The organism is Rudanella paleaurantiibacter (assembly GCF_009184635.1).
In the GTDB taxonomy this organism is placed as follows: Bacteria; Bacteroidota; Bacteroidia; order Cytophagales; family Spirosomataceae; genus Rudanella; species Rudanella paleaurantiibacter.
Genome location: NZ_WELI01000011.1, coordinates 77584 through 99985, shown reverse-complemented (window position 1 = coordinate 99985; position 22402 = coordinate 77584). Strand labels below are relative to the sequence as shown.

General features: G+C 56.0%; 11 protein-coding genes. 1 reads left to right on the top strand and 10 read right to left on the bottom strand.

The features are described 5' to 3' along the window. The first annotated feature begins 81 nt into the window (after positions 1-81). Positions 82-678, top strand: coding sequence for a hypothetical protein (locus tag F5984_RS22050; RefSeq protein WP_246169263.1), 597 nt, complete (start codon positions 82-84; stop codon positions 676-678). Positions 679-1007: 329 nt separating this feature from the next. Here F5984_RS22050 and F5984_RS22045 read toward each other — a convergent pair whose 3' ends face one another. The 10 genes from F5984_RS22045 to F5984_RS22000 all read right to left on the bottom strand — a co-directional run bounded on the left by F5984_RS22045 (position 1008) and on the right by F5984_RS22000 (position 22384). Beyond that, positions 1008-1388: a hypothetical protein gene (locus tag F5984_RS22045; RefSeq protein WP_152126386.1), complete on the bottom strand. Its 381-nt coding sequence runs from the start codon at positions 1386-1388 to the stop codon at positions 1008-1010. Between the two features lie 78 nt (positions 1389-1466). Continuing rightward, complete coding sequence (locus tag F5984_RS22040; RefSeq protein ID WP_152126385.1) at positions 1467-11432, bottom strand: beta strand repeat-containing protein; 9966 nt, start codon at positions 11430-11432, stop codon at positions 1467-1469. Between the two features lie 27 nt (positions 11433-11459). Then, entirely contained in the window at positions 11460-13028 is a 1569-nt protein-coding gene (locus F5984_RS22035; RefSeq protein WP_246169261.1) for a lysyl oxidase family protein, read from the bottom strand. Positions 13029-14155: 1127 nt separating this feature from the next. Then, a complete protein-coding gene (locus tag F5984_RS22030) occupies positions 14156-14860 on the bottom strand; it encodes an HlyD family efflux transporter periplasmic adaptor subunit (RefSeq protein WP_152126384.1) in 705 nt (234 codons plus the stop codon). Between the two features lie 3 nt (positions 14861-14863). Then, on the bottom strand, positions 14864-17155 hold the full coding sequence (locus F5984_RS22025; RefSeq protein WP_152126383.1) for a peptidase domain-containing ABC transporter: 2292 nt from the start codon (positions 17153-17155) through the stop codon (positions 14864-14866). A 12-nt stretch (positions 17156-17167) separates the two neighbouring features. Further along, complete coding sequence (locus F5984_RS22020; RefSeq protein ID WP_152126382.1) at positions 17168-18400, bottom strand: radical SAM protein; 1233 nt, start codon at positions 18398-18400, stop codon at positions 17168-17170. 13 nt (positions 18401-18413) lie between these two features. Then, entirely contained in the window at positions 18414-18593 is a 180-nt protein-coding gene (locus tag F5984_RS22015) for a hypothetical protein (protein ID WP_152126381.1), read from the bottom strand. Positions 18594-18932: 339 nt separating this feature from the next. Then, on the bottom strand, positions 18933-19127 hold the full coding sequence (locus tag F5984_RS22010) for a hypothetical protein (RefSeq protein ID WP_152126380.1): 195 nt from the start codon (positions 19125-19127) through the stop codon (positions 18933-18935). 2 nt (positions 19128-19129) lie between these two features. Beyond that, positions 19130-20191, bottom strand: a complete 1062-nt coding sequence (locus tag F5984_RS22005; RefSeq protein ID WP_152126379.1) for a hypothetical protein — start codon at positions 20189-20191, stop codon at positions 19130-19132. Positions 20192-20194: 3 nt separating this feature from the next. Further along, positions 20195-22384, bottom strand: a complete 2190-nt coding sequence (locus tag F5984_RS22000) for a peptidase domain-containing ABC transporter (protein ID WP_152126378.1) — start codon at positions 22382-22384, stop codon at positions 20195-20197. Positions 22385-22402 lie beyond the last annotated feature (18 nt).

The following is a 22402-nucleotide window of genomic DNA, read 5'->3' as shown; positions in this document are numbered from 1 at the left end:
ACCTTTTCCGGTTCGGTAGGTATTACCAACAATGGTTTTTCTATTGTTCCGACATTCTCACTCAACCGGCCGGCCGCGATTATGAACTTCTACTGGCGTAAAAACCGGTTCAGTTTCGACCCGGACATTCGGCTGGTTTCGGATGCCAGCAAAGGGGGCTTTATTTTCTGGTTCCGCTACCGCCTGATTGAGCAGAAGCGGTTCAGCCTGCGCGTGGGCGTACACCCGGCGTTTTCGCTCGTGCGGAAAGTGGTCAGTGAGAGCGGCACCGACCGCGAGATTACCGAGATGCTCCGGTTTGCAGCGGGCGAAATTGTACCGGCCTACCAGGTTACCCCAAACTGGACCATCAGTGCGGTGTATTTGCACGGCAACGGTCTGCAAAACCACGGCCCACAACAGACCAACGTCCTGTTTTTGAATAACAGTTTTTCAAACATCCACGTTGGGGGCGATTTCCGGCTGACCCTCGTCCCAACGGTGTTTTTTCTTAAAGTAGACGACCATAGGGGCAGCTATTTTTCGGGCACGGCCATCGTATCAAAAAAGGGGTCGCCATTTACCGTGCAATCCACAATCAACCAAACGTTCCGTTCAGATATACCCGGCAACAAGAACTTTATGTGGAATGTGATGCTGGCGTACAACTTCAAAAAGACGCTGCGAGTGATGCCTTGAGTGCTGTTTTTTATCCACCCGTCGAATCTCCATTAAACCTTGCAGGTCTTTGAGACCTGTAAGGTTTGGCAGCAGTACAAAAAACAAACAGAGATGTCATCTCTTAGGGAGCCCTTGCCCCAAAAGGAGACCGGCTTGATTGTCAAATCATTAAACCTTGCAGGTCTTTGAGACCTGTAAGGTTTGATAGCAGCACATAAAAACAAATAGAGATGTCATCTCTCCAAACGAGATGACATCTCTTAGGGAACCCTTATCGCAAAACAGACCGGCTTGATTGTCAAATTATCAAACCTTGCAGAACTCAAAGACCTGTAAGGTTTGAACCCTCAAAGAGCCTCAGCAATTCGTTGCAACTCCCAAACTTTCCAGTAGTTGTAGTTCGTTTGACGAACCAATAGTTTCCGCCGGGTCAACTGAGCCCGATGTAAAACCTGCCGCTGTTTAGAGTCGGGTAGTAGCATCAACAGCGAAGCTAATTGACGAATGACTTTCAGGGTCGTGGATTCATGCCCCAACGCTACCGACAATTTACTCAATTCATCAATTGTCCAGAGTTCGGGATTCTGCCGACGGAGAGTTAAGCTACCTGGGTTGATTTGTGCGATAGACATAACCTCCGAACTGGATAAATCGCCATACGTGATGGCACGAAGAATACTGGCTCGTAGATAGAGAAACGAGCTGATTTGTTGCTTTATCGTAGACATCTGAAAAACAGTTGTAGGAAAGACTGGGTAAAACCGGCGCGAGGATGGTTGCCAGCCAGTTTTACCCAGTCGAACAAACTACTTGATCTTACGCACAACTACCGGTACGCAAACGTTGGTCGGGCAGGCACAGGACTCCACTACGGCCACCGTCAGGTCGCGAGGACAGGCGGGCTGTCCGTTGATCATCAGCCACACCCGTACCGTGTAATTACCCGGTAACAGACCCGTGGATACTACCCCGTTGGCCGGAATCGCAGCCACTGCACCTGCCTGAGCCGGGTTAAAGCTCGTACCCGGCGACACCTGATAGTAATAGCGGCCCGCTGTGCCCAGGTTCACCAGGGTAATCTGACCGTCGGCCTGCGGAGTACTGCCCACACAACTGCTGTTTTTCACCAACGCCGTGTACGAAGGCACCGCTACCTCTTCTATCACGATCGGGCAGCAACCCTGGCTGGGGCAGGTATTGGCCAACCCGCTATCAATGAGCACACTGTAGCTGCCCGGCAGGGTCGCCGTGAAGCTGTTGAGGGTGCCATCGGCCACCAGCGTTGAGGTTGTAGCACCGGGCGCGGTCAGGTACCATTGGTAGCGACTGTACCCCTCAGGCGCATTCACCTTAATCGCGAAGGGTTCGCCCTGACATACCTGCATCGGAACCGTCAGGCACGTTTTTACATCTGTGGTCGGTACACCGGGTATGCTGGCCGTGTTGTATACAAGGCCTTCGCCGGTGATGCTGGCCGAGTAGGTCAGTGTAGCTGTAGCTCCGGCTGGCAGACTGGCAATCGCCCATTGGCCACCATTGAGGCCCGGCGTAAAGCTACCCGCCGAGACGGTCACTGAACCGGGCAATAGGCTCAGACCCGCCGTATGCGTATCGCTCACCACAACGCCCGTGGCCGAAGCCAGACCCGTGTTGGCCAACAGTACCGTAAAGCTTACAACTTCACCCACCTGCGCCTGTCGCTTGCTCACCAGTTTGTTCAACTCCAGCTTAGGTAAACCTATGGCCGTGGTGCTGTAAGGTTGCACGGCTGTGCAACCGTTGGCGTCGGTGAGGCTCACCGTGAAGCTCGCCGGGGTATTGTCGGTGGGGGTTCCCGCCAGCACACCGCCAGTCGATAGGCTCAGGCCCTGGGGTAGGCTACCCGCTACCACCGCGAAGGTGTAAGGTGCCCGCCCCCCGTTGCCGGTTAGCGTCTGGCTGTAGGCTACGCCCACGGTAGCCGCCGGCAGAATAGCCGGGCTGATGGTCGGTTGGCCAAAGACGGTCAGCGTACCGGTGGCCGTAGCCGAGCAGCCCGCAGCCGTGGTCCCTGTTACCGAGTAGGTACCGGCCACACTCACGCTGATGGTCTGTGTGGTTGCTCCGTTACTCCACAAATAGGTGTCGGCGCCGGTAGCAGTCAGGGTCGCCATTTCACCGGCACAGATGCTGGCCGATGTGACCGTCACCACCGGTGCGGGGTTGATGGTCAGCACGCGGCTCACCTGATCAGCGACACAGGTACCGGTTCCATCGGGATCGGCCGAGGTCAGCGTCAGGGTTACACTGCCCGCAGTGGCGTCGGCCAGAGAGGGCAGGTAAGTTACCGTGGCCATGCCGCTAACGACCGATTGGCTGAACGTACCCGTGCCCGAGCTGGTGAGCGAAGCCGAGGTAGCTCCGGCTACCCCGACCGTGAAGCTAACGGGGACCTCTGGGCAGGTTTGCAGTGCAGTGGGCACGAAAGTCAGACTAACGGGCGTCTGGCAGGCGCAGTTGACTACGATCGATTCGGTAGCCGTACAGCTACTGCCCTGCGTGCGAACCACGATCACGGCAGTAGTGCTGACGGGGGCGTTCAGGGTAAAGCTGTTGGCGGTCTGGAAAGCCCCGCCGTTGAGGCTGTACTCAAGTACACCCGAGCCGGTGCTGGTCGCGTTGACAGTCAGGCTGGCCACGTTACCCACGCAGATCGTGCTCTGGTTGACGCTGATAATCTGGGGCTGTCCGTTGACTGTCACGGTGCCCGTAGCCGTGGCCGAGCATCCAGCCGAGCTGGTGCCAGTCACAGAATACGTGGTCGTTGCGGTAGCGGAAACAACGATGCTTTGGGTTGTTGCCCCCGTGCTCCAGCGGTATGTAGCCGCTCCTGAAGCGGTCAGCGTGGTTGACTCCCCGGCGCAAACCGTGGCCGAAGTAACTGTCACGACAGGTGTTGGATTCTGTACTACGGTCGTAGTAGCCGTGCCCGAGCAACCAGCGGCTGAAATGGCCGTTACCGAGTAGGTGCCCGCTGCACTCACCGAGATGGTGGCCGTGGTCGCGCCGTTGTTCCACTGGTAGGAGGCCCCACCCGAGGCTGTCAGGGTGGTTGACTGGCCTGCGCAAATGCTTAGACTACCCGAAACACCAGCCGAACTGATGGTGGCGGTTACGGCCGGATTCACCGTCACGGTACCCACCGCAAAGGTCGTTGAGGTAGCCGTCGTACAAGTCGCTGTGTAGTTGGTGGTCTGCGTGAGGGCCGGAGTCACGAGCGTATTGCCCGTAGTTCCGTTGCTCCAAGTTACCGTACCGGTGCAACCAGCAGCCGTCAGCGTGGCTGATGAACCGGAGCAGATCGTGGCCGATGATACTACAAGAGAAGCAGGCGCTTCGGTGTTCACCACAATCGAAGCCGTTGTAAAGCAGCTTGGCCCCGTCGTACATGTTGCTGAGTAGGTTTGGGTAGCCTGCATCGGCATCACCACGATGCTTGCTCCAGTCGAGCCGTTGCTCCAGGCTACTGATCCAGTGCAACCAGTGGCCGTCAGGGTGACGTTGCTTCCTGCCGTTACCAGCGTCGAGCTGGCTGACAGATTAATTACCGGCAGAGGCAGTACCGTCACGGTGCCCGTGGCCGTGGCCGAGCACCCAGCCGAGCTGGTGCCAGTCACCGAATACGTGGTCGTTGCCGTGGCAGATACGACAATGCCTGGAGTTGTCGCCCCCGTGCTCCAGAGGTACGTAGCCGCTCCTGAAGCGGTGAGGGTGGCTGAGCTACCCGCACAAACCGTGGCCGACGTAACCGTCACAACAGGGGCCGGGTTCTGTACCACGGTCGTAGTAGCCGTGCCCGAGCAACCAGCGGCTGAAGTGGCTGTTACCGAGTAGGTACCAGCCGTGCTTACCGAAATAGTTGCGGTGGTCGCGCCGTTGCTCCACAGGTAGGAGGCCCCACCCGAGGCTGTCAGGGTGGTTGACTGGCCGGCGCAAATGCTTAGATTGGCCGCACTGATGGTCGCGGTTACGGCCGGATTCACCGTCACGGTACCCACCGCAAAGGTCGTTGAGGTAGCCGTCGTACAAGTCGCTGTGTAGTTGGTGGTCTGCGTGAGGGCCGAAGTCACGAGCGTATTGCCCGTAGTTCCGTTGCTCCACGTAACAGAGCCGGTGCAACCAGCGGCCGTCAACGTGGCTGATGAACCGTGGCATACTGTAGCCGATGAGACTACAAGAGAAGCAGGCGCTTCGGTGTTCACGACGATGGATGCGGTGGTAAAGCAAGCCGGACCTGTCGTACACGTTGCTGAGTAGGTTTGGGTCGGTTGCGTCGGGGTAACGACGATGCTGGCTCCCGTGCTTCCATTGCTCCACGCTACTGTACCCGCACAACCTGCGGCAGTCAAAGTCACGTTTGCCCCAACGGTCACCAGCGTAGCACTGGCACTCAGATTAAGCACCGGTTGCGGCAGCACCGTCACCGTACCCAACGCGAAGGTGGTTGCACTGGCGGTGGTACAAGTAGCCGTGTAGCTGGTGGTCTGCGTGAGGGCTGGAGTCACGAGCGTAGTACCCGTAGTCCCGTTACTCCACGCTACCGTGCCCACACAGCCCGAAGCCGTCAGCGTGGCCGAGTTGCCGTAGCATACCGTGGCCGAAGTGACATTGATGGTGGCAGCTACTGAGCAGCTAGCCGGAGCGTTGTAGATCGCTGTGGCCGTGGCGCAGCCGGGCAGGCTGACCGTTACCGTGTGCGAGCCCGTACCCGAGGTTAGGCCCGTCAGCGAGTAAGCGACCGAGGTGGCACCGGCGGGTACCGTGACCGTGGTGCTCTTCGCACCGTCGGTGATGGTGGCCGTGCCGGCTGTGGCACTCGTCAGGCTAATGGTACCCGAAACCGTGTACTGATTGGTCGCCGGATTACAGGTGCTGGCTGTAGCCGTGGTCGCAACTGCGCAGGGAATCAGGCAGGGCGTGTGGAAGCAAGTTGCATTGAGATCAATCCCGTTGGCCGTGCTTAGCAGGTTGATTGGTTCGAATATAAGCTCAATAGCGCCAATGTTCGACAGGTCTGCCCCGCTACCTACTGTGGCGGTAAACGTCGTAAACTCAACCGGGATATTGCTATTGAGGTTTCCGGGCTGATCCATCGAGAAGTAAGACTCCGATACCCGGTTCGCGTCGGTGTACAGGCGGAGTGTAACTTTAAAACGAGCTATATCGACAGCATTTATGACGAAACCGAAGTTTCCGGCTCCCGAGAAGTTAAGGCCGCCCAGCCCGGTTGGATTTAGTGCAGCGGCTGAATTGTCCACGCCATCCCACGAAATCACGACTTTAGAATAACGCCCTGGCCCGTTAGACCATTCAAAATTACCCGCTTCGAGCGCGGCCCCATTACCCGAAAGAGCAAGGCCTGATAAAAACTGGAAACTCAGATCGGTTTCGCCACCCAGTGAACCGGGGTACGACGCCGATTTGTAGAGGGTAGTTGCTGTAGAGCTACCATACAACGAGAGAACGCCGGTCATGGAATCCCACAGGTTATTACAGGTGGGGGCGAGCTGTTGGAAGGTTATCACAACCTGATCAGAGCAACCACCGGGCAAGCTATAGGTCAAGGTATAGGTACCGGGGCTGTCTACAAAGGCGAACGTTGTATCATTGCTATCGTAGAACCTAATATTGGCGCTCGACGCGGTCCAGGTACCTCCCGGAATGCTCGGCCGCAAAACAGATGTGGCCCGAATGCCCGCACTACTGTTACACGACAAATCCTGATCAGGGCCCGCATTGAGGGTAGCACAATCAACCGAGCAGCTGGCCGGAGCGTTGTAGGTCGCTGTGGCCGTGCCGCAACCGGGCAGGCTAACCGTTACCGTGTGCGAGCCCGTACCCGAGGTCAGGCCCGTCAGCGAGTAAGCGACCGAGGTGGCACCGGCGGGTACCGTGACCGTGGTGCTCTTCACGCCGTCGGTGATGGTGGCCGTGCCACCCGCTAAATTGTTTGTCAGGCTCACTGTACCGGTTACAGCATACCTATTCGTAACAGGGTCACAATTGCCGGGCGTAGCCGTAGCAACCAGTGTGCAGCTGTTACAGATATAGGTGTACTCCACCGTCGCGTAGGCATAGGCTTTGGTCCACTGCTTGTAGATCAGATTGCCACCGCCCCCCGAAAGCGTCAGACCATTGAGGGTTGAAGCCGTTAGCGGAATCTGACCGGTACCAATAAACTGAGTCAGATCCCCCGTTGCCGTGTAGCTGTTGGTGCCGCTAAACGTCAGGCTCAGGGGCGGCATCACATACATATCATCGTCCGTGGTGGGATTACCCGTTGCATTGGTTACCCAGCGGGAATCCAGGCGGGGATCGCTGTAGATGTCGATCATAACATCATCCAGCCAGCTTCCCATCCCAAATAAAGTCGACAGTCGTTGGGTGGGCAGGGGCCCGTATAGTACATCTCCGCCATAGGTTCCCTGAGCGGCCACGGTGATACTGGCCGGGGCGGTTTGCGAGCCGGGGGTTGCAGTGGTGGTTTCTGTAGACAGGTTTGTGGCACCCAGATCAATGAAAATGTCAGCGGTTACCGTAGGCCGGAACACCGAGGGAGTAGCGGCCGTATTCTCGAAAAGGAGATTCGTCGCTTCGAACATGCCGTAGGTGAGCTTTACGCCCGTCAGCGTCCGGGTACCTCCACCATCATCGAACTTGGGCAATAACAGCGGAACACTGTTCAACTCGGTCGGCTGGAATGGGGTACGATACGTGTTCGTCACCGTTTGTGGGGTTGCACCCACACAGGCAGCGGCTGCACACTCACCCGGATCAACCACGGTCACCTGCGTAATGCACGTGGTGTTGGTAACGTCGGTGAGCGTCAGGATGATGTTGCCATTTCCCGCCGAACCAACCGGAGCACGGAGGGGTTTCGGGTAGGCATAACTTAAAGCCGTAAACGAACTGCCATCCGACAGGCTCAGGCTGACCGGATTACCATTTTGGGTGGCCGTCAGCGTGAATCGACTTCCCTGCACATTGCTGTACGGCGTCAGCAGAATGTTGATAAAATCGTCTGAAGTGACATCGAGCGTGCCATTGTTGTTACAAGTGGCTTGAGCCGTGGCCGAGGTTGAACACGGTGCCACCGTGCAGCTGGCCGGAGCCACGTACATGGCAGTCGCTGTACCGCAACCGGGCAGGCTTACCGTTACCGTATGTGAACCCGTGCCCGACGTAAGACCGGTCAACGAATAGGCCACCGTTGTTGCACCGGCTGGCACCGTAACCGTGGCGGTTTTGGTGCCATCGGTGACCGTTGCCGTACCGCCCGTGACATTGTTCGTCAGGCTGATGGTGCCCGATACCGAATATTGATTGGTAGCCGAATTACACGTACCGGGGGTAGCTGTCGCCGTAAGCGAGCAAACGAGTGGAACATCGCAGTACACATACGTGACAGTGGCTACGGCATCGGCCGCCGTTCGAATCTGCGTAACCAGATTTCCAGCTCCACTAACAAGAGAAGCACCACGGGCATTGGCTCTTAAATCGAGATTACCCGTGCCGATAAAATTCGCCAGATCGGCCGTTGCACTGTACGAGAAGCTCTTTGAGCCATCCGAAAAGACCGGCGCGAAGTACGTCATGTCATCGTCGTCCGTCGGGTCGCCGGTCACGTTTGTCACCCAGCTCGGCGACAGGGTCGGGTCGGTCAGGCTATTCAAAGCCGTCGTGACAAACGGCATTGCCAGCAATGTTGAGGGGAATGTAGGTGCCGTGTTATCGCCCGGCCACGAGCCCGTTGCCGGAACAAGAACGGCGGCACTGACCGTTTTGGGATAATTGGTTGCCGCAAACACGTTGCTGACAAACGCTACCCCGTTCAAAGAGAACGACGTAGTCCCCGTGGTTTCGATATTCACCTCGGTGGCTTCCGTATCCTGGCTTTCGGCTACGCCCCAGTTTCGGATTGACTGGTTAACCGTAAAGAGAACCGATTTAAGCACCCGTGTTCCGCCCTGCGTATCAAATTTAGGCAACGGCATGGCTTGGGTCCAGTTCGTGGTCGTGAGCGGAATAGCATAGCTGTACGACTCCACACCGCCAGTTTGGGGGCTAACACATACCGATGGCAAACACAGTACCGGGGCTGTATAGCCAGCCGTTGCTGAGCAGGTACCGTTACTGAATGTAGCGATGACAGTCCCCGTTTGCCCGTCAGAGTTGAGCCCGCCAATGGAGTAACTAAGTGGGCTGGTAAAAGGCGCGGTAAAGTCCTGATAGCCTTTGCCGGGTATCCGAACGCGCAGCACCCCCGCCGATGGGGCATTGGTAAAGGTAAGTTGCCCGGTTACGCTGTATTTGTTGGTAGCCGGGTCGCAGCTACTTGCATTGGCCGTGATGGCCAGAGTGCAGGCAACAGTACAACTAGCCGGAGCCGAATAGGTCGCCGTTGCCGTACCGCAACCGGGCAGGCTAACCGTTACCGTATGCGAGCCCGTGCCTGAGGTGAGGCCCGTGAGTGAGTACGCCACGGCGGTAGCACCCGCTGGTACACTGATCGTGGTGCTCTTTGTTCCGTCGGTGATGGTGGCCGTGCCAGCTGTCGTATGGGCCGTCAGGCTAATGGTACCACTAACCGTGTACCCATTAGTAGCCGAATTACAGGCGCCGGGGGTAGCTGTTGCTTTGATTGCACACGTTGCACTGCTTGAGCAGGCCGTTGCGCAGATCCCGTCAATAGCCACACCGTTGTTCGTGTTGGTAGTGGACAGGTATATCCGCATCCGGTCAGACGTGACGGCTGGCGTAAAGTCCAGACAGATGTACTGCCAATTCAGCGTTTTCCAATCGACCACTTGCCCAGCGGCACCTGTGTAGGTAGCACCGGTTGTGGTTTTGACGTTTGTAGACGCGGGCAGTGTCCATGATATGGACTGAAACGAGCCGGATGTACTGGTCGCCGTGGGGGCAATTGAAAAGTTAGACGCTACCCCAGGGCTTAGTACACCAAAGCTGTCTTCGTATTCAAAATTGAAAATGGAAGTTAGCGCAGCGTTATTCGGCGATGCAGGATTAAACTGGGCGGCCCAGAAACAAATTCGGTAGCAATTGCCGCTGGTGTACGCAAACCCTAACGATGAATTAGGGAACAGACACTTATTGGCACCCACATTGGCCGGAATGGCAAAAAGCCGGTTGGCATCCTTGGCACCCAGACCCCCATTGGTTGTCGCGTCGACCCAATACCCTGTATTTGCCCGGAAGCCGGTTATGGGTGTATCGGGTAAGGTATTTCCCCCTGGGTCGGCACTCAAAAAGACGGACTGACTACCACCATAGGTCATCAAGGTGCCGGAAATGCTCGGATTACTTGTGGTGAAGTTGTTGAAATTCCCATTTTCCAGACTCCCATTGCTCAAAAGGTTACCCGGACATCCATCAACTAGGGCTACCACGGTCACACTACGCGTAGCCGTAGCCGTACAGCCGGTTCCATTACTGACGAGCACCGTGTAGGTGTACACACCCGCCGTGGCCGGGGCTACCAGCGTGCGGCTGGCAACGGTAGTAGCCGTGGGGCTGCTGATACCCGATCCGCTCCAGGTATAGCTGGTGCTGCCCGGGGTGGTGTTGCTGGCCGATACGCCCAGGGTCACGGTGGCACCGGGTGCAGGTGTGCCGGGGACGGCCGTCAGGGTAAGGTTTGAGGGCGCTACGCACAGGTCCGCCGACGCGCAGAGATTGGGGCTACAATCAACCGTGTAGACGACGTTGGTCGATGGGTTGTTGGCCTGCACGACGTCGAAAACATTGCCCGCTGTATTCTTATCGCAGAACGCCATATTGGTACCGTTGTAGGCACCTGATAGCGAGATGGTACTCACCCCATTGTTGACAATAATGCGGCCGTTGGCACCCGAAACGGGTTTGTTGATGGTCAGATTGCCCGTTACTTCCAGCGTACCGTTTACAAAACCCGGTCCGTTAAAGGTTACGGTACCGGTTACACTCATACACCCCGTATTGCTGATACTGAATATCTTGCCCGGCCCTTTATCGCCCACAATAAACTCGCAACCCACGCTACCAAACGGCCCGCAGATGGTATTGATCTGTCCGTCGTTGATGATGTTGCCGTGGTTGAAGAAATACCGACCAATGGTGATGGTGGCTCCCTGCGCGTTCCGAATATCGCTTTCCGCGTTCTCCAGGTTGGAGAATGTCATCAGGTTATCGTTCTCTACGTAGCTGTTCGTACCTAACTTAAAGAGCGTAGTCGCCGTGGCCGATACAATACCGGTGGTGGCATTGATAAGCGTAAACGACCCTTCGTTGGTGATAGCACCGGTATTGGTGAAATTGAGGGTACCCTCGTTATTGATCCGAATGGAATTGCCAAAGCCGGGCGTGTTGGTATTCATGGTAGCCCCCGGCTTGATGTTGAACACCGCCTGATTACCCGTTCCGTTGACGTTGTAGCTGCCGTTGGCGTTGATGGTGCCGTACACATCAATGGTCAGGCTGGTGTTGAAATTCAGACCAAACCCGATGGTCCAGGTAGCGCCCGAAGCCACACATATTTTGTTACCCGTACCGCTTACGTTCAGGTTAAAATCACCCACGTTGCCCGTGATACAGAGGGTCTGATTACCCGTGAGGTTGTAACTCCCCCCCGTGACAGCGGTATTCACGCAGCTGGTGCATTGCGCCCAACTTAGCCCACTGCCTGCTGTACAGAGCGCGAGCGTCAGAATGAACAATAGAAATAGACTTTTTTTCATGGAAAGATATATCAGATGGGTAGTGTTTTACTGTTTGGAAAGATGAATAGGCATGGTAAACAGGTTATTGGCTCGGTCGCGCTCCCGAATAGAGCCCGTGGGGTCAATCTCGATTTCGAGTTGGTACGTACCCTTGGGCAGTCCTCGGGGCAGTTTGATAAACTGCCCTTCGTACATCACGCCGTAGGTATCGTACCCGCCCACGCTAATGCCCTGTTTCATGGATTTGCATTCGCCGTAGTTGCCAAGCCCATAATTGGGCAGGTTGCGCTCTCCGTACACCGTGCCGTTGCAGGTGCAGAGGCTATCGCTGTTGTTGCAAATCCCCGAGTCGAACAGGCAGTAGCTGACTTTGCGCCCTTTAGCTATCACCTGCCGACGGGGCCCTGCCCGCGTACCAGGCTTGATCTTGACTAACCGGAACTCCACCCAGTCGTCGACGTGGTAGTGATTGTGTCCGGGCTGATTATCGTAATAGTTCGTGCCGGCCGGTCGGTCGGTGGTGATGAGTTTGTCGCCCTGTTTTTGGTAAACCCGCTGATAAATGCGCTGCCGGGCATACGAACCGTCGGGGCAGCGCACTGTCGAATCCACACGTTTGTCGCCACAGTACCACTCCTGTTTGCCCCAGGTTTCGAGCGGCCCGTCCCCGATGTTGCCAATACTGGCGGCAAAGCGAAGCTGACCGGGGTAGTTGGGGTCGTTCCAGGCATATTCTTTTATCTGGGTCTGGGTAAACCGGGGCAGAATAACCAGATCGGGCAGTAGCTCGCAGTTGGTGCCGGGCGGGCATTGGCAGTAAGCGGGGTTCTCAAACGAACAGGGCGGTTGACCGGCATTGGGCGTGGGGTCGGTCTCGAACGTGAGCGAAACGATGTTGAGGTTGCCCCGTACGCCCGCCCGCAGGTCGGTTACGAGCAGATACCAAAGACCGTTTGGGTCGGTATCGTTGTTCAGAAACGTAAAGCGCCCATCGGGCATGTACTCGCCCTCAAACGGGGCCTTGCCCTGATGAATGTACCCCGAAAAGCCGTTGGACCGGAAACAGGTATTGGCGTAATGTTGCCCATTGTCGCCCCCGTTGCGGTTAGTGAGCCAAATACTTGCCCCGGCCGGGTTCACCAGCTCGACTTTAATATCGGACGACCGGGCGTGAAATACGCTCAGACACACTTTGGCGAGGCCAAAGGTCCGGTTTATCCGGTTCGGCAATCCCTGTACCCGAATCGGGAACGTATCGGCTTTGGCCGTCCCGCGGAAGTCGCGGATGGGGCCACCCTGAGCCGTAAACGTTTGCCCTTGACCAACGGTTGGCGTCGTCCAGAGCAAAAGGAAGAGGCCAAAACTATACAGAAGTCGATAAGCGGAGAATCGAGTCAGCCGATGCGGGCGATGATTAGCAGCGCGGTACCGGGCGAACGGTTCGTTTATAAACGTTGCCCCTCCTGCTACCGGCGATGTACAAAACATGGCAGCCCGGTTGGACGCGTTCTGCCCATCCCAAACGCAATGAGCCGACCGGTGTTCTGCCGGGATGGCCGACAGCCACGAAACGACCATGCGAAACGGATGAATTTTGTACACGTTATTGTTCATAGACCGGGCTCATTTGGGCCAATACAATGGCTCGAACGGTTACTTGCAAAAGGCCTGCCTACTTTTCTGTATGCACTACAATTCGGGTGATAAACCGCATTTTTTGGTAGATAGCCTACATGCGATGCTGGCCCGAATTATACCACTACCATAAATAACTAAGCATAATTACTTACTTTTTCGTCAGACACTTTCTATATCAACTTGCGTGCTAAACTTGGCCCTAACCGCGCCATTTACTGTGCCAATTGTTTAAAAGGCCCTGGTATTCCCTCAAAATCGGTCTGGATGGGTAAGCAAATCTCCGTGGGTAGCCTGTCCAAAAAACACCATCAGACACAGGGTATCCAGTCATTTTTCTTACAGATTTATGCTCGGTATTTGCCCTGAAACGAGATACCTGGAAATAAGCGGCCGCACCGTGATAACTCGCGAAAGTTTTGTAAACTTGCTCAATCGGACGGGGCAATGTTCCTATTTAGATAGACTTTTGGAAAGATTCAATTATAAATTTCCAATTTTTCGCTCTTTAACATCTTGTCAATCAGGCTTGTCACCACTTGAACTCTCAGAGTCGCACTTCCATTACAACAAGGATTAAGACACAAAGATCGGAGAACTAACAAAGGCGTCTTTCGCGCTCAGAGTCGCACTTCCATGACAACAAGGATTAAGACTCCTGTACGTCCTGTACGTCCTGCTCAGAGTCGCACTTCCATGACAACAAGGATTAGCCAAACCTTGCAGGTCTCAAAGACCTGTAAGGTTTTACCGGGTCGAACTTCCGAAACGACGAGGATTGACCAAACCAGATGATATTCGCATCGTGCCGGGTTTGATTAGAGAACGACTTCCGGTAAGCAATGTCTCTCGGTTAAAGATGTCATCTCTCCAAACGAGATGACATCTTTAACCGAGAGACATTATCGTTTCTAACCGGGGTAACTCCACCCAAAAAATACTAACGTATACCTATATACGTTTTACGTTTCGGGGCTTAGTTGGGATATATAGAAGTGGGGATGTCGGGGGCTCGAAGGCCCGCAACGGGGTTGTGACCGATACGGGAATCGAACCCGTGTTTCCGCGGCTTGGCCCGGTTCGGCAATCGCAGAGAAAGAGGCCGGTTAGTGACTCTGAAACAGCCGTTGCAACAGGCTGCGGTCGTCGAGGTAGATGTTGGCATTGCCCACCAGGTGATACTGCACCGGGATGGTGTCGTTGCGGTCGGTGTGGAGGCCGTTGAGCAGGCGCACCGTAGCCTGCCGGTGGTTGTTCAGAATGGTGGGCGAGATCGAGGTGATAACCCCTTCGAGCGCCCCAAATTTATAACTGGGGTAGCTGTCAAGGTGCACGAGCACCCGCTGCCCCACAGCCACCTGACCGTCGCCCCGAGGGGGAATGTTCACGTAGGTTTTGTACTCCGATATAGTCGGGTGGATAATCACCGTGTTTTTCTTCGGGTTGTTTTCAAACCCCTTGGTAATGAGCACCCGGCCGCCAATGGGCGCGAGGGTATAGCTCACCTTGCCGGTTTCAATATCTTCTTCAATCAGCACGGTATCGCCTTTCTGCACGGTTTGGCCCTCACGCACGGGGGTGCGGTAAATGAGGTTGCCCGCGCTGTACCAGCTGGTGTACGAGGGCTGTTCGGAGGCCGTAATCATGACCCGCACCGTCAGAATCTCAGGAAACGAAATCAGGTGGGCACACCCCACACTCACCCCAAACAAAATAATGAGTAGTGAGATACCCCACCGCACAATCCAGGGCGGCACGTGGCCAATAATCTCCTGCATGTCGAGGCTGCTGTCGTTCGGAATAGTCGCCATAGGTTACAGGGTTTCGAGTTGCAGCTGATTTTTGACCAGTTCGTAATAATGCCCGCGTCCCATCACGGTCAGTTCGTGGTGTGTGCCAACTTCCACCACCTCGCCCTTGTCGAGCACCACAATCTGATCGGCATTCATCACGGTGCTGAGTCGGTGGGCAATCACCAACACGGTGCGGTCTTTGAAAAACGTTTGCAGATTATCCATCACAGTGCGCTCATTGTTGGCGTCGAGGGCGCTCGTGGCTTCGTCGAAAAACAGGTAGTCGGGGTTTTTGTACACCGCGCGCGCAATGAAAATACGCTGTTTCTGCCCCCCGCTCAGACCCGCGCCCGTGTTGCCAATGCGCGTAGCAAAACCGAGCGGTAGCCGCTGCACAAAATCGTCCAGATTAGCCACCCGAATGGCGTACCGGAACCGGGCTTCGTCGATCGGTTCGCCGTCTACGGCAATGTTGCGGGCAATGGTGTCCGAAAAAATATAGCCCTCCTGCATCACAGTGCCGCAGCGTCGGCGCCATTCGCGGGCGGGGTACTGTTTCAGGTCGCGCCCTTCCACCGTGATGTCGCCTTCGTTCAGCGCGTAAAACTTCAGTAGCAGTTTGAGCAGGGTGGTTTTGCCGCTGCCACTCGCGCCCACAATGGCCGTTACTTTACCCTTCGGAATGGTCAGGTCTACGTCCCGAAGCACGGGGGTATTGCGCTGCCCCCCGTACCGAAACGTGACCCCGCGCAACCGAATCCCCTCCGTGGTGTTTGTCCGGCGGGCGTTGGCCTGTAGCAAGGTGTTCAGCCGCTGCGACTCGTAAAATGATTCGAGCGAAACGCCATCGGGCTCGTTCGCCGGGGCCGTTGCCCGCTCGTCTTCGTCCTCATCTTCGTCGGGGCGGTTATGAATTTCGCCGAGCCGTTCGATGCTCACGCGGGCGTCCTGCAGGTTGCGCAAAAACCGCGACAGTTGCGCAATGGGCTCGTTCATCTGCCCCACAATGTACGAGATACTGAGCATCACCCCCAACGAAAACTCATGCTCCATCACGGCAATAGCCGCCATGTACGACACCAGAATATTCTTAAGCTGGGTCAGAAACGTAGCCCCCACCTCCTGATACTGCTCCAGCGCCAGGCTCTCAATATTGATTTTGAACAGCTTAGCCTGAATCCGCTCCCAATCCCACCGCCGTCGGCGTTCGCAGTGATTGAGCTTTATCTCGTACATGCCCGTAATAATCTCGTAGATGCTGTTCTGGTGTTCCCGCAAACGCTGAAACCGCTTGTAATCCAGATTTTTACGTCGGCGCAAAAACAGTAACGTCCAGCCGAGAGTAAGCCCGCTACCGAGCGAAAACAACCCCAAAATAGGCAAGCTGTGCATCCCCAGCACGACCGAAAACACCACCAGATTAACGAGCGAAAAAAGCATTTGGAGTGTGGACCCAGTCAGAAAGCTTTCAATGCGGTGGTGATCGCTGATGCGCTGCGAGATGTCGCCGATGTTTTTGGAGTCGTAAAACTGAATGGGCAACTTCATCAGCTTTACCAGAAAGTTAGAGATAATCGACACGCTCACCCGCGTATTCACGTGGAGCAGAATCCAGTTACGAATCAGGTCGACGCTGATACTGCCCAAAAACAGAATCAACTGGGAAAACAGCACAAGGTGAATAAACCGAAAATCCTGCCGCTGAATGCCATAATCGACCAGCCCCTGCGTCAGAAACGGCATAATGAGCGCCAGCACACTCGAAAACAGCATCCCGAACAGAATCTGAATGATGTACCGCTTGTAAGGCCGGAGGTACTGATACAGAAACCGCAGGTCGCGGGGTTGGGCGTCGGCCGGGGCGCTCTGCTCGTAAAAAGCAGGCGTGGGTTCGAGCAGGAGCGCAATCCCTTTCCCCTCGGCCCCGCACCAGCCGTGCATAAACGTTTCACGATCAATCGAAACCATGTCGTGGGCCGGGTCGGCCACCACAAACCGGGCCTCTTTGCGGCCCCATCGGGCGGGCGACACCTTGTGCAACACCACAAAATGCTCGCTGTTCCAGTGCAAAATGCAGGGCAAGGGCGCGTTGTCGAGCAACTGATCGACTGACAGCCGCACGGGCAGCGTTTTGAACCCGATTTTTTCGGCGGCCTCGTTCAGGTCCATCAGGCTCACCCCCTGTTTGGTGATGTGCGCGTTGGCCCGCAGGTAGTCGAGCGAGTAGTCGCGGCCGTAGTACCCCGCCACCATTTTGAGGCAGGTGGGGCCACAGTCCATAAAGTCGAGTTGTCGGTGGAAGGTAAAGGCCATACGTCGAGTGAGTTAGTGTAAAACCGGGCGCTGCGGATAGAGGCTTTCGAACCGCAACCGACGCAAGCCCGTAGCCCGACGGGCGGGTGCAGGCAGGGCGTCGAGCAGCCGGTTCTGAATGTGGACAATAAGCCGCTGAAGGTCGTGGCAGTACACCGAGGGGTTGTCGAAACCCCGTTCCGGGCTGTACCGATGCGGCAAAAATCCACCTCCGCATACCTCCACCACCCGGCAGGCCCGGCACGCGGCCGCAAGCTGATGGTGACTCAGGTGGTACAGCTGAATCAGAGGCACGGCCAAAGCCTCGTCGAAGTCGTGGGTGCGCACATTGGCCCCCACTTTGGTAAAGCCATCCCCACAGGCTTTGAGCGTACCCACAGGTTCAATGGAGCCATCGGTTTCGATAATCAGAAACTCGTTGTGCCGCCCCCCGAAGTACTCAAACCCGTTGTCGATGCCCAGTACCAATCCCATAATCTGGTCAAAGAGCCGGATCGAGACGCGCACAGGCCGGTCATCCATCCACCGGTCAAACAGTCGGATAAGCCAATCGGCAAACGGGGCCCGGTCCATATCGCGCCAATGGTGTAAACCAGTGGGTAACAGGCCGTGGTGGGCGTCGGGCAGGGCAAAGTCGAGATATGGCATTCCCAGATCGGCGAGGTGCTCGTACACCGCCACCGGATCGGCCTGCACGTTGATCACGCTCATCAGGGCGGGCGGGGCCAGCAGGTGAGCCGACCGCCGGGCCAGCTCAATTCCCCGCCGAACGGCTTCGTACGAGCCCCGGCCCTGATGGTCGCGCCGAAACTGATCGTGAGCATCGGGGGTCCCGTCGACACTGATGCTCAGGTCGATACGCAACCGACCGAGCAATTCACACCAGGCATCGGTCAGCAACGTTCCGTTGGATTGTACGGAGAAATACACCCTCACCCCAGTCAGTTGAAGCCGGGCCTGCGCCACAAAGCGTTCATAAAACTGGGGCGGGGCCAGCAGGGGTTCCCCCCCGTGAAAGATAAACCGAAACTGCCGCAAGCCGTGCTGTTGGCAGTGGGTCTGCACCCGTTGCAAGAGCCAGGCAACGGTATCGTCAGCCATGAATTTAGGTTGACGCCGGTAGGTGGTATCGCCCAGATTGTACATGTAGCAATAGCTACAGTTCAGATTACACAAACTGGCCACTTTCAGAATGGCCGTCTGGCAAAAGGTAGGCGCGGGCACGGGGGCGTCGGTTGGTTTCATGGCAAACAATGGGTTAACGGGAGGCTGTGCTCAGCGGGTCGGTATCGTCGATACGGAGCTTACCGGACTCTTTCCAGCCGCCAAAAATTTTGTCGGTGGTCATGTCGATACCGGCCTCTTTAAGACTGTCGAGCGTCTTTTTACGCGTCTCGTCGTCTTTAGGTTTCAGAAAAAACGGCTTCTTTTTGGGCATAGCTAATGAGTGATTGAATTACATGGCACCTTGTATTTGAAGTGGTTTAGGGTCGTCGACCCCACCCCCAACCCCCTCCCCGTTAGGGAGGGGACTTTTAACGCCGACACTCCCCCTCACCCTTCAGTGAATGGCTCTTGACGCCGGGAACTTTCCCGTCTCTGACGAGGAGTGGCTGGGATTAACTCCCCCTCCCTGATTGGAAAAAGGTTCTTCACTCAGGTGACTCCCCCCTCCCTAACGGGGAGGGGCTGGGGGTGGGGTTTAATGAGAGTACGATTGAGCGGGCGAAGCCCGGACACTTGCCCTCGGCCATTCACTCAATCGCTCATTCACTCATTACCCCAGTTGCACCAAAAACCGGGGCATTTGCCAGAGCTCGTGGAGCGATTCGGCTTCGGGTCCCATGGGTGTAAACTCTTTGTCGCCCCCGCGAATCTGTTGCAGGGCCGCTTCATCGAGCAGGTCGATGGCGTCGGGTTGGTCGGCCCCACGGGGCGCGGTCAACTGTTGGCGAAGTGCATCAAGGTACATGGCTAAGCGAGCTGGTTCTGACCGGTTTGACCCGGCAATAGGAAATTAGATTGACCCGGTTTGTACGAAAGTTTGGTGTGGATATACGTCTGAATACGCGCTTCGAGCAGAGGGGCCCGGATACTACGGGATTGCAGACCGAACAGCAGGTTCTGGCAGAGTGAGAATTTTAGCACGTCGAACCGGCGCTCGTAGGGCTCGGCCAGAAATTCGGCCACCTCCTGCGCAAACTGATCAAACGCACCTCTGAAATACACCCGCTTCAGGTACAGCCAGTTATACAGCACTACCCGCTCCAGGCTCGGTGCGGCAAACTCCCCGATATTGCCCAGCAGTTCCTCAAAATGACCCGCTTCGGCTTCGGGGTTGGCGCCGGCCGTCCGAATCAGCATACCGGCGGCTGTTGCCACGTAGGTTTTGAGACACCCCTCGGCCACAAACGCCAGGTACCCCGACCGGAGCTGGGGCACGCTATCGGCAAACGCCGTTCCGAACAGGGCCGAATCTGTCTCACCCAACAAGAGGTACCGAATCAGGCCATTGAGCATCCGTCGTTCAGCGGCCACATTACCCTGTCGGCTGTAGACCAGACACAGGTTTATGTTTTGTTCCAGACTCCTGAACAGCATAGACGGGCAACCCAGCCGCACCAGATAGTCGTTGAGGCCGACGCACTCCACGGTCTGGGCAAAGGCCAAATCGTACCGCCCTTCCTTGTAGGCATACAACGCATCGGCCGACAACTGGAACTGCCGGGCGTAGAGGTGCGCGTACGGGTGTGTGAGCGTTTGCAATGCCTCGACCCCTTGCCGCAGCAACGCCCCGACCGACTCCATCTGTCTGGTTTTCAGCTGATCAACAGCCCGAAAAAAGTAGGTAGTCACGGCCTTAGCCCGGCTGTATTCGTCGGCGGGCATCAGAGCTGTCATCTCTTTGTCCACAAACAGCGTCCAGAGTTTGCGGTCGTCGTGTACGGGTTTGGGGGCCTGCTCAGCCGACGGAAACTCGGGGAATCGCTCGGTCAGGTCGGCGAGGGTTTCGGTAGCGCAGTGTGTCGTGGTCATGACTTAATTCCCGAGTTCGAGTTGGTTTTTGATAAGCTCATAGTAGCGGCCGCGCTGCGACACCAGTTCGGCATGACTGGCCTGCTCCACAATCCGGCCACGTTCGAGCACAATAATCTGATCGGCGTGTTTAACCGTACTCAGCCTGTGGGCTACAACCACCACGGTGCGGCCCTGGCAAAACTTGTTCAGATTCTCCATGATGACCCGCTCGTTGTTGGCGTCGAGGGCGCTCGTGGCTTCGTCGAAAAAGATGATATCCGGGTTTTTGTAGACCGCCCGTGCAATCAGAATCCGCTGTCGTTGGCCCTGGCTGATGCCGTTCCCCTCGGCCCCAATTTTGGTGTTGTAGCCCAGGGGCGAGTTCTCGATAAACTCGTACAGGTTGGCCACGCGGGCGGCTTCGTTCAGGCGTTTTATATCGGGTTGCTCGTCGGCAATGGCGATGTTTTTGGCGATGGTGTCGGAGAAAATAAAGCCCTCCTGCATCACCACCCCGCATTTAGAGCGCCAGAACTGATGGCTGATACTTTTCAGATTGTGGTTGCTCCCGATCCGAATCTGCCCTGAGTCGGGGTCGTAAATGCGGAGCAAGAGCTTAATCAGCGTGGTTTTACCGCTGCCGCTACTGCCCACAATGGCGGTTGTTTTGCCCTGCGGAATACGCAGACTCAACTCCCGCAGAACGGGCTCATTACCCGCACCGGGATAGGTGAAGGAGACCTTGTCGAAACAAATATCCTGATGATCGGGCAGGTGATTGGTGAGGTGTTTCGAGGGGGCCTCCTCCTCCTCAATCCCGTGAATGTCGTTGAGCCGTTCGATGCTGATTTTGGCATCCTGCGCTACCCGCAAAAAGCTAATGAGCTGCTCTACGGGGCCGTTCATCTGGCCGGTGATATACTGAATCGCCAGCATTTCGCCGAGGGTAATGTGGCCCTCCACCACGCCTTTGGCCGCCAAAAAGATGATGAAGATGTTTTTTCCCTGATTGATAAAAAACGCCCCCACCTGCTGATTCTGACTCAACGACAGGCTCTTCACGTTCAGCTTGAATAGCCGGGCCTGAATCTTTTCCCACTCCCACAGTTTCTGGGTGCCGCAGTCGCTCAGTTTGATTTCGTGCACGCCCGTGATAAACTGGATAATGTTGCTCTGATTCCGCGCCGACACTTCGAACCGTTTGTAATCCAACTGCTTACGCTTATTCAAAAACAAGACAATCCAGGCCGCGTACAAAGCACTCCCCAAGGCAAACACCCCCGCTATGGTCAGGTTATAGTACGCCAGAATAGCCCCAAACACCAGCAAATGAATAAACGAAAACAAGGTGCTAAGGGTGGTATTGGTCAAAAACCCTTCAATGCGCTTGTGATCGTTGATGCGTTGCAGAATGTCGCCCGTCATTTTGGTATCAAAAAACGACAGGGGCAACTTGAGCAGCTTGACCAGAAAATCGGACAAAATCGAGATGTTTACCCGTGCGCTGATGTGGAGCAGAATCCACCCCCGCACGAACTCAATGGCTGTTTCGCCCACCGACAAAAACAGCTGCCCGAACAAGACAAGGTAGATAAAATGGATGTCGTTGTTGCTCACGCCCACATCCACAATGGCCTTCGTCAGAAACGGGAACAGGAGTTGCAACACACTGCCGGCCACCATGCCCACCAGCAACTGCACCAGCAGCGACCGGTACTGCATGAGGTATTTGAGCAATTGACCGATGCCCAGCGTAGAGCCTACCTCGTCGGACTGCTCGTAAAAATTGGTTGTTGGCTCAAGCAGGAGCACTACACCCTCTTTCACCCCGTTTTGCTGCGTACTCGCCCAATGGTTCAGAAACTCATCGCGCGAGTACGTCATGAGCGACTTGGCGGGGTCGGCCACGTGGACTTTTTTCTTCGTGATCTTGTGGACCACCACAAAATGGTTCTTGTCCCAGTGGGCCACGCAGGGGAGCATGACGCCTTCTTCGAGCTTTTCGAAGCTCACCCGCCCGCCCAGCGTTCGAAAGCCCAGCGATTCGGCGGCTTTGCTGATGCCCAGCAACGATACCCCGGCCCGGCTGATGCGGGATTTTTCACGGAGCGAGTCGAGACTGAAATTGCGGCCGTAATACTTCGCAATCATCCGCAGGCAGGTAGGCCCGCAGTCCATCATGTCGAGTTGTCGGAAATGTGGGAAAGCCATAACGAAAGAGGAATAGTG

Bases quoted from the DNA above. Each gene is read 5' to 3' on its own strand.
- F5984_RS22050 (WP_246169263.1), top strand. From the start codon at position 82: ATGAACTTCTACTGGCGTAAAAACCGGTTCAGTTTCGACCCGGACATT.
- F5984_RS22045 (WP_152126386.1), bottom strand. From the start codon at position 1,388: ATGTCTACGATAAAGCAACAAATCAGCTCGTTTCTCTATCTACGAGCC.
- F5984_RS22040 (WP_152126385.1), bottom strand. From the start codon at position 11,432: ATGAAAAAAAGTCTATTTCTATTGTTCATTCTGACGCTCGCGCTCTGT.
- F5984_RS22035 (WP_246169261.1), bottom strand. From the start codon at position 13,028: ATGAACAATAACGTGTACAAAATTCATCCGTTTCGCATGGTCGTTTCG.
- F5984_RS22030 (WP_152126384.1), bottom strand. From the start codon at position 14,860: ATGGCGACTATTCCGAACGACAGCAGCCTCGACATGCAGGAGATTATT.
- F5984_RS22025 (WP_152126383.1), bottom strand. From the start codon at position 17,155: ATGGCCTTTACCTTCCACCGACAACTCGACTTTATGGACTGTGGCCCC.
- F5984_RS22020 (WP_152126382.1), bottom strand. From the start codon at position 18,400: ATGAAACCAACCGACGCCCCCGTGCCCGCGCCTACCTTTTGCCAGACG.
- F5984_RS22015 (WP_152126381.1), bottom strand. From the start codon at position 18,593: ATGCCCAAAAAGAAGCCGTTTTTTCTGAAACCTAAAGACGACGAGACG.
- F5984_RS22010 (WP_152126380.1), bottom strand. From the start codon at position 19,127: ATGTACCTTGATGCACTTCGCCAACAGTTGACCGCGCCCCGTGGGGCC.
- F5984_RS22005 (WP_152126379.1), bottom strand. From the start codon at position 20,191: ATGACCACGACACACTGCGCTACCGAAACCCTCGCCGACCTGACCGAG.
- F5984_RS22000 (WP_152126378.1), bottom strand. From the start codon at position 22,384: ATGGCTTTCCCACATTTCCGACAACTCGACATGATGGACTGCGGGCCT.